Origin of the sequence: Devosia sp., from assembly GCF_028290625.1 — a bacterium.
Lineage (GTDB): Bacteria > Pseudomonadota > Alphaproteobacteria > Rhizobiales > Devosiaceae > Devosia.
Window position 1 is genome coordinate 31,398 of the sequence record NZ_JAQGJM010000014.1, and the last position, 14,474, is coordinate 45,871.

At 64.2% G+C, this 14,474-nt stretch carries 13 protein-coding genes; 6 read left to right on the forward strand and 7 right to left on the reverse strand.

Annotated elements, in window-relative coordinates:
• Window positions 1-64 precede the first annotated feature (64 nt).
• On the reverse strand, window positions 65-1,030 hold the full coding sequence (locus JWR51_RS07685) for an MBL fold metallo-hydrolase (protein ID WP_299745902.1): 966 nt from the start codon (window positions 1,028-1,030) through the stop codon (window positions 65-67).
• Window positions 1,031-1,153: 123 nt separating this feature from the next.
• On the opposite strand from JWR51_RS07685, the gene JWR51_RS07690 reads away from it, so the two are divergent.
• The 6 genes from JWR51_RS07690 (at window position 1,154) to JWR51_RS07715 (ending at window position 7,428) form a co-directional block, all read left to right on the forward strand.
• Window positions 1,154-2,080, forward strand: a complete 927-nt coding sequence (locus JWR51_RS07690) for a LysR family transcriptional regulator (RefSeq protein WP_299745905.1) — start codon at window positions 1,154-1,156, stop codon at window positions 2,078-2,080.
• A 148-nt stretch (window positions 2,081-2,228) separates the two neighbouring features.
• Window positions 2,229-3,263 carry an ABC transporter substrate-binding protein gene (locus JWR51_RS07695; protein ID WP_299745908.1) on the forward strand — a complete coding sequence of 345 codons (1,035 nt, stop codon included), beginning with the start codon at window positions 2,229-2,231 and terminating at the stop codon, window positions 3,261-3,263.
• Between the two features lie 126 nt (window positions 3,264-3,389).
• Window positions 3,390-4,265 (forward strand): ABC transporter permease, encoded by an 876-nt coding sequence (locus tag JWR51_RS07700; protein WP_299745911.1) that lies wholly within the window; start codon window positions 3,390-3,392, stop codon window positions 4,263-4,265.
• A complete protein-coding gene (locus JWR51_RS07705; RefSeq protein WP_299745914.1) occupies window positions 4,241-4,963 on the forward strand; it encodes an ABC transporter ATP-binding protein in 723 nt (240 codons plus the stop codon). Before JWR51_RS07700 ends, JWR51_RS07705 begins: the two co-directional genes overlap by 25 nt.
• Before the next feature lie 24 nt (window positions 4,964-4,987).
• On the forward strand, window positions 4,988-6,361 hold the full coding sequence (locus JWR51_RS07710; RefSeq protein ID WP_299745916.1) for an LLM class flavin-dependent oxidoreductase: 1,374 nt from the start codon (window positions 4,988-4,990) through the stop codon (window positions 6,359-6,361).
• Window positions 6,358-7,428 (forward strand): LLM class flavin-dependent oxidoreductase, encoded by a 1,071-nt coding sequence (locus tag JWR51_RS07715; protein ID WP_299745919.1) that lies wholly within the window; start codon window positions 6,358-6,360, stop codon window positions 7,426-7,428. Before JWR51_RS07710 ends, JWR51_RS07715 begins: the two co-directional genes overlap by 4 nt.
• On the opposite strand, the gene JWR51_RS07720 is transcribed toward JWR51_RS07715, so the two are convergent.
• The 6 genes from JWR51_RS07720 to JWR51_RS07745 form a co-directional block, all read right to left on the reverse strand.
• Window positions 7,425-8,378: an amidohydrolase family protein gene (locus JWR51_RS07720; RefSeq protein WP_299745922.1), complete on the reverse strand. Its 954-nt coding sequence runs from the start codon at window positions 8,376-8,378 to the stop codon at window positions 7,425-7,427. The two genes, JWR51_RS07715 and JWR51_RS07720, sit on opposite strands and share 4 nt — an antisense overlap.
• Window positions 8,375-9,475 carry an LLM class flavin-dependent oxidoreductase gene (locus JWR51_RS07725; protein WP_299745925.1) on the reverse strand — a complete coding sequence of 367 codons (1,101 nt, stop codon included), beginning with the start codon at window positions 9,473-9,475 and terminating at the stop codon, window positions 8,375-8,377. Before JWR51_RS07725 ends, JWR51_RS07720 begins: the two co-directional genes overlap by 4 nt.
• An 18-nt stretch (window positions 9,476-9,493) precedes the next feature.
• On the reverse strand, window positions 9,494-9,643 hold the full coding sequence (locus tag JWR51_RS07730; protein ID WP_299745928.1) for a hypothetical protein: 150 nt from the start codon (window positions 9,641-9,643) through the stop codon (window positions 9,494-9,496).
• 196 nt (window positions 9,644-9,839) lie between these two features.
• Window positions 9,840-10,814, reverse strand: a complete 975-nt coding sequence (locus tag JWR51_RS07735; protein WP_299745931.1) for an FAD:protein FMN transferase — start codon at window positions 10,812-10,814, stop codon at window positions 9,840-9,842.
• 48 nt (window positions 10,815-10,862) lie between these two features.
• Window positions 10,863-12,230, reverse strand: coding sequence for an ankyrin repeat domain-containing protein (locus tag JWR51_RS07740; RefSeq protein ID WP_299745933.1), 1,368 nt, complete (start codon window positions 12,228-12,230; stop codon window positions 10,863-10,865).
• 53 nt (window positions 12,231-12,283) lie between these two features.
• The gene (locus tag JWR51_RS07745) at window positions 12,284-14,467 is read right to left on the reverse strand and encodes a PepSY domain-containing protein (protein ID WP_299745936.1); all 2,184 of its coding nucleotides are present in this window, start codon (window positions 14,465-14,467) and stop codon (window positions 12,284-12,286) included.
• Window positions 14,468-14,474 lie beyond the last annotated feature (7 nt).

The window sequence follows — 14,474 nt, forward strand, 5'->3', positions numbered from 1 at the left end:
GGCAAAGCCTTCGAGTGCGAATGGGGGGATCGGCCGCCGCGGCGGCCGGAGGTTTGCGGCGGGACTAGCGCATGACCGAATAGTTGGCCGGTACCCACTGATAGGCGTCGCCCTGTTTGCGGACGTGACCGAGACCGGGGAAGGACAAATGGGCGCCGGCGACGAGATAGCCGTGCTCGACCACATCGGCGAACGCCTTGGCCCGCTCGCCGGCAGCTTCTCCGGCGTCGCTATCAAACCCGATGGTGACGTCCGGATGGGCGAACTGGATGGCTTCGACATGGACCACATCGCCCCAGATCAGCAGACTCTGACCCTCGCTTTCCACCAGATAGCCGCTATGGCCGGCGGTATGGCCAGGCAAGGCCATCGAATGCACGCCTGGCGCGATCTCGGCGGACCCCTCGAAGGTCTGCAAGCGTCCGGCGTCAACGTAAGGCTGAAGCGAGGCGATAGCGCCCTGGAAAAAGCCTTTCTGCTCGTCAGGAGCGGCGTCGAGATTGGCCTGGCTCAGCCAATAGTCGGCATCGGCCTTGGCGGCATAGACTGTGGCATTGGGGAAGGCAGCTTTGCCCTCGGCCACAAGACCGCCGACGTGGTCAGGATGCAGGTGCGTGAGAAGCACTTCATCGACTTGGCCCGGCCGGTAGCCTGAAGCCTCCAGATTGGACAAAAGCTTCCCCAGCGTTGGTCCGAAAAGGCCGCCAGCGCCGCTATCGACCAGGATCAGTTTGTCGCCGGTATTGATCAGAAATGCATTGTCGGAGGTTTCCAGCGGTGTCGTTTCAAACGAAGCGGCCAGATCGGCTTTGACGGCATCGGGGGTGATATTGGTCAGCAACTGATCGACGGGAAGGTCGACGGTGCCATCTGAAAGCGCGGTGACTTCATAGGCGCCGACCATGATGCGGTAGTAGCCGGGGGCCGAGGTCGTCTGCAGCGGGCCGGCAGCAAAGCTCGGGGCGGTGGCGAGCGTAATGCTCGCGAGAGCCAGCGCGGCGAAGGAAAGTCGGGTGGATTGGCGGGGCATTGTCAAATCTCCGGGAACCGCCAACGGGCGGCTCGATGTGCCCGGCCAATGTCACCAATTGCGTGATGTTGAACAATCATCTAGAAAGCAAAGACATTTTGCGAATTACGCAAAGGATAGCCGATGCTGGAAACCTTGATGACATTTGCCGCGGTGGCAGAGGCCGGCAGCTTTTCCGGCGTGGCAAAGGCTCAAGGCATTGCCGTTTCGACCATAACGCGCCGTATCGAACTCCTGGAGGGAGAGCTCCAGGCCAGGTTGTTCAACCGCAGCTCCCGCCGGCTGACGCTGACCGATGCCGGACAGCAGTTTTTGCCACGGGCTCTGCATATTCTGGCGGAAATGGCGGATGCCAGGGACGGGCTCGCGGCGCTGGACGGCGAGCCACGCGGGGTTTTGACGGTGACGGCGCCGGCCATGTTCGGCCGTCAACACGTTGCGCCTGCGGTAATCAGCTTTCTGAAACAGTACCCCTTGCTGGAAGTCGAGTTGCATACCGGCGACGAGATCGTGGACCTGTCCGAGCATCGGGTGGATGTGGCGATCCGTCTCGGGGTGTTGCCGGATAGCGATCTGGTGGCGACATCGATTGCGCCAGTACGGCGGATGCTGTGCGCGAGCCCCGATTATCTGGCCAGCGCCGGTCGTCCCGAGCAGGTCACCGACCTACTCAACCACCAATGCCTCACCGTGGCATCGCAGCGTAATCCTACGGGATGGTGGATTTTTTCCGGGGTCAATCGCGAGCAGGCGCTGTCCGTACACGGATCGTTCCGCTCCGATGACACTGGCGCGCTGATCCAGGCCGCGGTGGCTGGCCTCGGGATCGTGCACTTTGCCAGTTGGCTGGTGAGCGATGCCATTGCCGCGGGGCAGCTGGTCGAAATATTGCCCAATGCTGCCCAACCAGCCAGGCAGGCCGCATCCGTGCATGCGATCCACATGCCGGGCCGCTCGCACACCGCCAAAGTCAGGCTATTTGTCGCCCATCTACGCAAAGCATTCGGATCACCGCCCTATTGGGAGCGGGCCATTGCGGAAGCGTCATGACCAGGTTTTTTCCTTCAGCGGGTGAACTGTAGAACCCGCACTACGGCACAGGGGCCGAATTCGACAATCTATATCTTTAATGTCTATAGATTAAGTGGACTAAACAGGTGAATGTTGACCGTCGCTTTTGAACGGGACGTGTCACCTGATGAAACTTACTCTCCGACTTCGTCGCATCGTGCCGGCCGCGCTGCTTGCTCTGCTCGCATCGGCGGCGTTGCAGCCAGCTATCGCCCAGCCTGCGCCGGCCCCATTGCTCCAAACCGTGCCCGAGGGCACTGTCCTGCGGGTGGGCGATCCGCAAACCCAGAAGGCCCTGGAAATTTCGGGGCTGATCGACCAGCTCACCTTCAAGGTCGAATGGGCCAATATCAGCGGCGGGCCGCAATCGACCGAGGCGTTCCGGGCCCAGGCGCTTGACGTAAGTTCGGTGGCGGAAATCCCGGCAATCCACGCGACGTGGACCAACCTGCGCGTGCGCATCATCGCGTCCAAATTCCGCAAGGATTTCCTCGATCATCCGATCTACGAGTTCGGCATAGCCCCGGGCGTCGAGGTCAAGACCTTGGCAGATTTCCGGGGCAAAAAGATCGCTTACTCACCCGGGCAGGCCCAGGGCGTGCTGGTGCTGCGAGCGCTGCAAGCCGCGGGCCTGACCAAGGACGACGTCCAGCTTATCGAACTGCCGAGCACCGGCGACGTCTATCCCGTATCCCTCGCCAGCAAGCAGATCGATGTGGCCCCGATCGGCGGGGTCTATATCAAGCGCTATCTAGCCCAGTACGGCGCGGACGGCGCGACAACCATCAAGCACGGGCTACGTGACGATCCAGGCCACCTTTATGCGCCGCAATGGGTGCTGGACGATCCGGCCAAGGCCGCGGCGCTGGCACAATATGTGCGGGTCTGGGCGCTGGCGCAGAAATGGATCTACGAGCATCCCGAGGAATGGATCGCCAAATACTACGTCGCCGACCAGGGGCTGACGCCTGAGGACGGGCAGTATCTCGTCGATCTCGCTGGTGAATACGACATCCCCGAGAGCTGGGACGACGTGATCAAGCGCCATCAGGGTACGATTGAACTGCTCGCGGCCGCCACCGGCAATCCGGTGTTCGATGCGGAACTGAATTTCGACCGCCGCTTCGAGCATATCGCCGCCGACGCGCTGAAAGCGCCCTGACACCTAGAGTGGGCGATTTGATCGCATCAAATCGCCCACTCTAGATCCTTGTTGTCGCAAGCTTTTAGGCGAAAAGCCGGTTCCCACCTTTTCGCCGCTTACTCTAAAACCAGAGGAGGTTCAGCCATGAGTGCATTCTATGCCGATACGGGTACGGCCCCAAAGACCGCCAGAATAGCCCGCAAACCCATTGCGTCAGGCGCACTCGTCGACCAGCGCGCCCGCTCCCGGCGGCTCGGCCCCGGCAAGGAAATCCCCTATGCGGGCCTGCTCGGGCCGGCGCTACTGATCGCCTTCTGGACCCTAGGATCGGCAACAGGCTTCATCGACCAGCGCACGCTTTCCGCGCCGTGGACGGTGGGGGTAACCGCGGTCGATCTGATTGCGGACGGCCGGCTGCAGTCCAACCTCATCACCTCGGCCTGGCGCGCCATTCAGGGCCTGGCTTTCGGCATTGTCATCGGCACGGTACTGGCGCTGGTCTCGGGACTGTCGCGCTGGGGCGAAGCGATCATCGACGGGCCGATCCAGATCAAGCGCGCCGTGCCGACCCTCGCGCTCATTCCACTACTGATCCTGTGGTTCGGTATCGGCGAGGGCATGAAGGTCACCGTCATCACCCTCAGCGTCATCATTCCCATCTATATCCACACCCACAACGGCTTGCGCAGCATCGACAACCGTTACGTCGAACTGGCCGAAACCCTGCGCATGGGTCACACCGAATTCATCCGGCAGGTGGTGCTTCCGGGCGCCCTGCCCGGCTTCCTGCTCGGCCTGCGCTTCGCCGTTACCGCCGCCTATCTGTCGCTGGTCGTGGTGGAACAGATCAACGCCACCAGCGGGCTCGGCTACATGATCGAGTTGGCGCGCACCTATGGGCAGACCAGCATCATCCTGGTGGGCCTCGTGGTCTACGCCATCCTGGGCCTGGCCTCCGATGGCATCGTCAAACTGATTGCGAAGAGGACCCTGTCATGGCGCCGCACGCTAGCCGACTGACCGACAACGCCGTCGCCATCCGCGACCTGGTTCGCGGCTTCAATGGCCGCACCGTATTGGACGGCATCGATCTCGACATAAGGCGCGGCGAGTTCGTCGCGCTGCTCGGCCGCAGCGGCTCGGGCAAGAGCACCCTGCTGCGGGCACTCGCCGATCTCGACCACGACGTGGTCGGCACCGGCCGGCTGGAAGCGCCAGTGAACAAGTCGGTAGTGTTCCAGGACGCCAGGCTCCTGCCGTGGAAACGAGTGCTCGACAATGTGATCCTGGGCCTTTCGGACGCCGGTGCAGCCGCCCGCGGCACCTCCGCGCTGGCCGAAGTGGGTCTTGCCGGCCGCGAGACTGCCTGGCCGGTGGAGCTCTCCGGCGGCGAACAGCAGCGCGTCGCCCTGGCCCGCTCGCTGGTACGCGATCCGGCGCTACTTTTGGCGGACGAACCGTTCGGAGCACTCGACGCCCTGACCCGCTTGCGGATGCACGACCTGCTGCGTCAGCTCTGCGCCCGGCATCAACCGGCGGTGCTGCTGGTGACGCACGATGTCGACGAGGCGATCAGCCTGGCCGACCGGGTGCTGGTGCTCGAAGAGGGCCGCATCATCTCCGACATCGCCATCGAACTGCCTGAGCCGCGCGACCATGGCGATCCGCAATTCGCCCGCATCCGGGCCGACCTGCTTGCGCGACTTGGCGTCCACTGAACCTTATCGGAAGAGGCATTTGTCATGAGCAATACCCGCAAGATGCGCCTTGGCGCCTTCATCATGGCCACCGGTCATCACGTGGCCGCCTGGCGTCACCCCGATTCCCAGGCCGACGCCGGGCTCAATATCGATCATTACCGCGAGCTGGCGCAGACCGCCGAACGCGGGCTGTTCGACCTCGTCTTCGTCGCCGATAGCCCGGCCGGCTGGGAGCGCGGCAAGGATGTCGAAGCCATCCGCCGCCAGAGCACCGGCGCCCATTTCGAGCCGGTGACACTGTGGGCAGCGCTGTCCCAGGTGACCCAGCATATCGGCTTCGTCTCCACCGCCTCGACCACATACGAGGACCCTTATCTGCTGGCCCGGCGCTTCGCGTCCCTCGACTACATCTCCAAGGGCCGCGCCGGCTGGAACGTGGTGACGACGGGCTCCGATGTCTCCAAGAACTTCTCCATCCCCGGCCACCCGGCCCATGCCGATCGCTATGCGCGGGCCGAGGAATTTGTCGATCTGGTCAAGGGCCTGTGGGATTCCTACGAGGACGACGCCTTCATCCGCGACAAGGAAAGCGGCATCTATGTCGACCCCGACAAGGTGCACCAGCTCAACCACAAGGGCGCGCACTTCACCGTTGCCGGACCGCTCAACGTCGGTCGGCCGATCCAGGGCTATCCGGTCATCGTGCAGGCCGGCGCCTCCGAGGCCGGCCGCGAACTGGCGGCGCGCACGGCCGAAATGATCTTCACCGCCAACCAGACCCTGGAGGATGCCCAGGAATTCTACGGCGACATCAAGAGCCGGCTGGGCCGCTATGGCCGCGAGGCTGGCGATGTGCTGGTGGCGCCTGGTATCTTCCCGGTATTGGGCGGCACCGAGAAAGAGGCACAGGACAATTACGACTACATCCAGTCGCTGGTGCATCCCTCCGTGGCCTGGAACATCCTCAAGCGGCACTATCAGGGCATGGACCTGTCTGGCTACTCGCTGGATGATATCGCGCCGCCCCTGCCCCAAAGCACCGAGCTCAACAAGAGCCGGCTGAAACTGGTCAGCGACCTGGTGTCGCGCAATGACCTGACCCTGCGGCAATTCTATCTCGCCGTCGCTACGGCGCGCGGCCACCGCACCGTGGTCGGCACGCCCGAACAGGTTGCCGACGCCATGCAGCTGTGGTTCGACAATGGCGGGGCCGATGCCTTCAACATCATGCCGCCGGTGCTACCCACCGCGCTCACCGATTTCGTCGACCAGGTGGTGCCGATCCTGCAAAAGCGCGGCTTGTTCCGCACCGAATATGAAGGGCGGACGCTGCGCGAAAACCTGGGCCTCAAGCGCCCCGGCAACAGCTTTGTCGAGCGCAATCGAGCCGACGCGGAGCGCGAAGCCACGGCATGAGCACCAATTCCGAATTCCTCTGGTACATCCCCAATGTGGTGGAGCCCGGCCACCGCGGCGACGCTACGAGCGAAAACCACAACAGTTTCGACACGCTGACCAGCCACGCCAAAGCGCTCGAAGATCACGGCTGGACCGGCGCCCTGCTCGGCACCGGCTGGGGCCGGCCCGACACATTCACGGTGGCGACCGCGCTGGCTGCGCGCACCACCACGTTCGAGCCGCTGATCGCGATCCGTCCCGGCTATTGGCGTCCGGCGCATTTCGCCTCCGCGGCGGCAACGCTAGACCATCTGAGCGGCGGTCGCGTCCGCATCAACATCGTCTCGGGCAAGGATAACCTCGCGGCCTATGGCGACAGTGAGGGCGACCAGGCCCACCGCTATGCCCGCACCAAGGAGTTCATGCGGCTGGTGCGCCGGCTTTGGACCGAGAAAAATGTGACCTCGGCGGGCGAGCATTTCGGCGTCACCGATTCCACCGTGGTGCCGCCCATCGTGGTGCGCGGCGACCGCCGGCATCCCCGGCTCTATTTCGGCGGCGCATCGGAAGCGGCCGAGCAGGTTTCCGCCACCGAAGCCGATGTACAGCTCTTCTGGGGCGAACCGCTTGACGGTGTTCGCGAGCGCATCGCGCGCCTCAAGGCCTTGAGCGAGACGCTGGATCGCGACCTACCGCCACTGCAATTCGGGCTGCGGATCACCACGCTGGTGCGCGATACCACGGAACAGGCTTGGGCTGATGCCGAAGCCAAGGTGGCCGAAATGGCCAAGGGCCAGGGTGCGGGTTGGAACGACCACAAGCGGGTAATCGCGGTGGGTCAGCAGCGGCTGCTCGATCTGCAAAACCAGGGCGATGTGCTCGACGACAATCTCTATACCGCGCCGGGCAAGTTCGGCGGCGGCGGTGCCGGCACCACCTGGCTGGTCGGTTCGGCCGAGGATGTTGCGCGATCACTGCGCAAATACGAGGCGCTGGGCATCACGCACTTCGTGCTCTCCGACACACCCTACCTGGCCGAGATCAAGCGGCAAGGCGATCAATTGCTGCCGCTGCTGCGCAGCTAACCGCTACTGGCCCCATCAGCGAAGCGCAGACCCAGCAGCCGTCGCGCGTTGCCGCCCGCCACGAGGCGTTGCTCGGCCTCGTTCAGGCCGGCTTCGGCAAGACTGGCGGCCAGACTGCTCTGGCTCAGCGCCGGCAGGATCGGCCAGTCGGTGCCGGCCACAACCCGCTCGGCACCGAAAAAGCCAACCAGCGTACGCACGATCGCCGGATCAGCGCCCATGGTGTCGAAATAGATGTTCGGCCGTGGCTGCTGCTGGCGTTCGGCACGTCCATAAATGCCGCCGCGCGCCGCCTGCACGATGCCGCCCAGACCGAGCGTGGCGAAAATCAGCTGCAGGTCGGGCAGTTCGGTCAGAATGGACGACTGGATAATCGACAGGAACGCGACGCCATTCATCAACCCGCGGCCCAGTGAATTGCCGAGCATGCCGGCGCCGGCAATCAGCACATCGGAATTGGGATGGGCGACCGGATGCACGAAGACCGGCACGCGATGACGGGCGGCCACTTCCAGCGTGGGACGGGCTGACGGATCGGCCAGGAATTTGCCACCGCGCGAAGAATCGATGACGAGGCCAGACAGGCCCAGTTCGACGATGGCACGCTCAGCTTCGCGAGCGCCCTGCTCACCGCCAAACACGTCGGTCACGCCAAAGCTTGCAAGCGATGGTTCGGCGGCGGCAAGTTCGGCCAGCCAATCATTGGCCTCGGCGATGGCGGCGAAATCCACGGGGCCTTCGGCGCCGAACAGGCTCTCGATCGTGGCGGTGACCACGGCGAGCGAGACACCGGCCGCCTTGAACTCATCGACCAGCGCCGCGGGCGTCGTGATCTTGCGGTAAATCTCCGGCGCAAACGAGCCGGCCGGCTTGGCATATTTGCCACCCGGCCCCCAGGCCGGCGGCCAAAGGTGCATGTGGACATCGACGATATCGAGGGGGGCGCTCATTCTGCAGCAACCTTTCGCGCTTCACGTTCGGCAATTCCAGCTTTGACCAGCGGAACAACATCGCGGCCATAGGCCACGGTGTCCTGGGTTGGGTAGAAGCCGCGGACGAGGAAATTGGAAATTCCGGCGTCGTAATAATCGAGGATGGCCTCGGCGACCTGTTCGGGCGTGCCGACCAAGGCGGTGGAATTGCCGCCCGCGCCGCTGGCTTCAGCCACCTCGGTCCAGAGCCGCTTGTCGAGCACCTTGCCGCGTTTGGCGGCCTCGCGCAGGCGAACCGACCCGGTGTTGGAGGGCAATTTCTCCCCATTGCCGCCGGCCTGTCGCGCAACGCCGGCCTTCACCTTCTCAAGGATATCGGCGGCGTCGGACCAAGCCTGGTCCTCGGTCTCGGCGACGATGGTGCGGAAGGCAATGGTGTACTTTACGGCGTCGGGCGAACGGCCATTGGCTGCGGCAGCGGCGCGGACCTTGGCGATGGTCTCGCGCGCGCCGTCGAGCGGCTCGCCCCAGAGCGCATAGATATCGGCATGCTTGCCGGCCACCATGATGGCTGCGTCGGAAGAGCCGCCGAACGAAATCGGAATGCGCGGCTTCTGAAACGGTTTGACCTGGCTGAAAGCGCCCTGGAATTTGTAGAAGCGGCCCTGGTGGTCGAACGGGGCATCGCTTTCCCAGACCTTCTTGAGCACCTCGATATACTCGTCGGTGCGGGCGTAGCGCGTATCGTGATCCTCGAAATCGCCGTCGCGGACCTGATCGGCATCGGAGCCGCCGGTGATGATGTGAACCCAGACGCGACCTTCGGAAAACTGGTCCAGCGTCGCCAGTTGGCACGCGCCCAAAGTCGGCGTCATCAGGCCGGGCCGATGGGCGAGCAGAGCGCCGATACGTTCGGTCTGGCTGAACACATAAGCGGCGATCTGGTTATTATCCGGCCATTGCGCGAACTGGCCGATCAACAGCCGGTCTATGCCCGCCGCCTCCGCTGCCTGCACGTGGCTGCGGATATAGGCCTTGTCGATGACCGGCCCCGAAGCCGGAACGATGTCAGAACCTTCGCGGTTCGAGGTATGGCCGATGAACTCGGATGCCATGCTGGTCTCCTCTGGCGCTTAGGCGCCGATGGCGCCAAAGGCGATGGCGAGAACGAACAGGAAAGCCAGGCTGGTGCCGGCCAGGGCGAGCACGTCGATGGTCCGGCGATGCCGGGTTCGGCGCGGATTGATCGCCATACGTGGGTTGGCAGGCTCGACGAAAGTCATAGATCACCTCTGAAGTGATCTAAGTCTACTCAATCAATAGAGATTGTCGATTGCGTTTTCCCCGACGATCCTGTCTCGCCGTTCCGGGGAACAGGCGAGACGGAGAAATTCTTTCGACGGAAGACCAAAGATGGATGAAGACCGCAGCAGGCACGCTCCATGGTTGGTGGTGTGTCGGCTCTGATCACGTCGCGGTTCAGCCAAAGAACCGATCGAAACGGCCCGTCATCTTTTCAATGAGCCCGCCTTCATGGCGGATCAGAAAGAGGGCATCGAGCTTGAGACGCTGGGCCATTTCGGGGCCCTTCTCCGCGCCAAGCACCAGCAGGGCCGTGGCCAGCGCGTCGGCGCGGGCGCAATCGGCGTCCGCCACGGTGACCGAGGCCACCGTGCTGGTTGTCGGGCGACCCGTGCGTGGGTCGATGGTGTGGGAATAGCGCTGGCCCGCCACGTCGAAATAGCGGCGATAGTCGCCAGATGTGGCCATCGCGGTCGTGGACAGGGCAAGGATATGATGGACGCCCGTTGCACCCGGTTCCGGCTGGCTGATGCCGACGCGCCATGGCGTGCCGTCGGGCCTCGTGCCCTTGGCCCGTAGTTCGCCGTCGATCTCGATCATGTAGGCGGGGATGCCGTGCCGCTCGAGCACCGTGGCAATCGCATCGACGCCGAAACCCTTGGCGATGCCGGACGGGTCAAGATAGACGGGCGCGGATTTGCGCAATGCGGGCGGATCGAGCCGAACCGCGATGCTGCCGAAACCCGGCAGAGCGGTCGGGGGCGCCAGGACGTTGACCGGTGCGGCGTCGGGGCCAAAACCCCAATGGTTGACGGCGCTGCCGACGCACATGTCGAAGGCGCCATCCGTAAAAGAGCTGATTTCGAGACCAAGGGCAACGACCTTGGCTAGATCGGGCGACACCGAAAACCAATTTCCCGGCTCGCTTGCGTTGAACCGGCTGAGATCGGACTGCGGCTTCCAGGTCGACATTTGCGCGTCGACTGCGGCGACGGCAGCGTGTGCCTCTATCTCGATCGCCGCGATCAACTCCGCAGGTGCGACGATCTTGACGCTGTAGCGCGTGCCCATGGTGTCGCCGCCGAATGTCACCAATCGTGGTGGCGCGGCTGGTCGGCGCCTCAGTCCAAGCAGTCGTCGCCAGATCGTCATGCACAATCCTTGGGAAACGAGGCGACCCGGAGGTCGCCTCGTCAGAGCTTACTTCAGCAGGTCGGCGGCGTTGGTGCCGGCGAGGGCTTCGTTGTCCGCCACGTAATCGGCAGCGGTATCACCGAAATCGTCGGCAAGCGACTTGTCGGCCTTGCTGGCGATCAGGAACTCGATCGCGGCGGTGTCCTTGGCCTTGGAGGCGGCATGCAGCAGTGCCGACAGCTTTTCGCCATCGACCGCATTCACATCGACACCGGCGTCGACGAGGTACTTGAGCACGTCGACGCTCTGGTTCGAGCCAGCGGCGGCAATGAGCGTGGTGGCGCCATCGGCATTGGCGGCCTTGATATCGCCACCGGCCGCAACCAGCGCTTCGAGCACGGGCAGCGTGTCCTCTTCGCGGGCGGCGGCGGCGATGACCGCGGTATTACCATCGGCATCGGCAACCTTGGCGTCGGCACCGGCAGCGATCAGCGCCTTGACGGCGTCGAGGCTGTTGCTTTCGGCCGCATGGATCAGCGCGGTCTTGCCTTCGGCATCAGCCGCGTTGACGTCGACACCCTGGGCAACCAGGTACTCGATCACGTCGGGCTTGTTCATGGTGGCGGCGATGTTAAGGGCATTGCGGCCCTTGGCATCGACAGCCTTCACGTCCACGCCCTTGCCGACGACATATTCGAGCACTTCAAGCGTGTTGCGCTCGGAGGCGATCAGGGCGGCGTTGCGGCCATCCTTGGCAACGGCGTCGACAGCGGCGCCCTTGGCTTCGAAGAATTTCAGCACATCGAGGTTGGGGTTGCGGAACGAGGCGTTGAGCACGCCATTCCAGCCGCGATTATCCACCAGCAGCGGATCGACGCCGAGGCCCACGACGTATTCAACGACGTTGAGGTTGGGATTGCGTTCGGCGGCGGCCAATGCGGCGTTCGCCTCGTTGATGTTGAGCGCCTGCAGGTCGAGGCCCTTCGCGATGAGGAGGTCCATCAGTTCGGTGCTCTTGGTGGCGCGTGCCGTGTAGGTCAGCAGCGTATTGCCCGACTCGTCCTTGACGTTCAGGTCGGGATTATAGGCGAAGAAGGCATTGGCGGTTTCAAGCGAGCCGCTGCCCAGCGCATAGAACAGGGGCACGCGCGCGTCGTGGCCGACGAAGTTCACATTGGCGCCGGCATCGACCAGCGCCTTGATGACATCGCCGTCGACGCCCTGGCGCGCGGCCATGTGCAGGGGCGTATAGGCATCGGAATCGACTTCATTGACGTCGGCGCCGCCACCGATTGCCGCGGCAACGTCGGCGAGCGTGGCGGTTTTCCACCATTCGGCGTCGACCAGCACGTTGTCGGCGGCAAAAGCGGCCACACTGGTCATCAGGCCGGCGCTCAGCACGATGGCGCCGAGCAGGGTCTTGAGGTTCGTCATGGGATTATCCCCCTTGGTTGCGGCCCGCCCTCTGCGGTGCCGTTGAAAACTGGTCAGTAGATATCTTCGAGGTAGCGGCGCTGCCGCCGCAGGGTCGCGACGTCGCTGTCGAGGCCCGCCAGAATGATGTCGAATTCGGCGCGCACCCCCGCCGCCATGGCGCTGCTGCCGCAGACCATGATGGTGGCGCCGGCATGCAGCCGTTCGAGCAGGCCCGCGGCGTTGGCGCGGATGCGGTCCTGCACGTAGGCGGGACTGGCACCGCGCGAGAACGCCGCGTCGAAGCGGGCCAGGCGGCCCGTCTCCAGCATTTGCCGTGTCGTGGTTTCGTAGAGAAAATCGGAGTCCGGCTTGCGCCCGCCCCAATAGAGTTCGATGGGCCTGGTGCCGCGTTCGCTGCGGATCATGCCGATAAATGGCGCTATGCCGGTTCCGGCGCCCACCATGACGACGGGGCTTTTGCGGCGCGGCAGGTGGAATTCGGGATTGGTGCGCACATAGGCGTCGATCTGCGCGCCCACGGTCAGGCCATGCAGGAAGCCAGAGCAGAGGCCGGCTTGCATATGGCGGACGCAGATTTCGACGCAGCCATCGGCAGCGTTGGAGGCGAGGGAGTAATACCGCGCGACCTGCGTGCCGGGCGCGATGACGCCGATCAGGTCGCCGGCCACGTGATGGGGCACGCCATTGCTCTCGGACTTGAAACGCAGGATGGCGGTGGGCGCGTCGACGCTGGTGCCGTAGTCGATGCGCTCGACCAGCATCAGCGGCTGGGTTGCCGGCCGAGGCGGCACGTAGCTCAGCGCCAGTGGCAGTTCGAGCACCGCGCCGAGGTCCTGACCCCATTGTGCGAAGGCGTGAGCGGACCCACGATCGACCTGGGCGGGCGGCAACAGGCGCTGGGCACCACTCGCAGCAATCGCCGCATCGGCATCGAGCGAGAAGCGGCAATAGTGCTCGAACGACTTGTCGCCAAAACCCAGCACGGCAAAGGCCGGCAAGTGGCCACCGAACGACGACAGTTTTGGCTTGAACCGATTGGCCGATTTGGGCGCGTGCCCATCGCCATAGGTGCCGGTGAGCACCAGCAGACCCTGCGCCTTCGGATAGGCCGGCCGCAAATCGTTGAGCGCGGCGAGGTGCACGCGGCGTCCGGCGGTACTCAGCTTTTCATGCAGGTGGCGTGCGAAGCCCCAGGTCGTTCCTGTCTCCGAGCCGACCAGTACGATCATGTCGGCGTTCGTTGCCGTTGCATTGTCAGGCACGCGAGCGCCGCCCTGGCGCAGACGGGCGAGCCAGATGGTGAAGCCGCTCACCGCGAAGATCGGCACGCTCAATGCCGTCAGGCCGAGGATGAGGCCCCAGAGCCAGGCGCCCTCGCCGGTGTGCAGCAAGGTTACCCATTCCAGCCCGACGGTCGCTGGATGATACGGCTGGGTGTCGAGCGTCTCGCCGCTGAACTGATCGACGAAGACGAAGCCCGAGCTGGTCTTGAGCGCATAGACATCGAACCAGTCGCCCGGGATCGGATAGGTCACCTGGCGGAGGTCGGACAAGGCGATCTGCTGTAAGCCGGCCAGATCGCTGGCCGGCACGGGATCGAGTTCCTCAAGGCTTTCGGGATAGCGCGGCGGGGTCTCGTTGCCGCTCGGAATGATGAGGAACGTCACCAGCGTCAGGTAGAGTCCGGTCAGGCCGGTCAGCAGCAGCGGTACCAGGGCGATGCGCCCGCTGGTGGCATGGAGCTTTTCCATCGGCTTGCCACGCACCGGGCCGAAGACGGCGCGGATGCCGCCAAAACGCTTGATCAGCAGCGTTGCCCCGGTAACGCAGAGCAGCGTCATCAGACCGGCGCCGATCCCGGCCACGAGGCGTCCGGCATTGCCAAGTCGCAGCGAGCGGTGCAGGTCCTTCACGAATTCAAAGAACGCGCTGTCCTGCTGCGGCCCCAGCACGGCGCCGGTGCTGACGTCGACATAGTCGCGCAGGACCGTGCCGTCTTGGCGGTGCGTGAGCACGAAAGCGCCCGCTGGGGTGCGTTGCAGCTTTTCGATTTCGTCGAACTTCGGGGTCAATACTGCTAGCGCCTGGGCAACGCTGAGGTCACCTGCCGGCCGCACATAAGGGCCCAGCGCATCCACCGCCGGCACCACCGACATGATAGCGCCGGTCAGCGCCAGCAGGGCCACCAGCAGCATGCCGCCAATGCCGAACAGGGAATGCAGCCAGCGCCACATGGCGCGC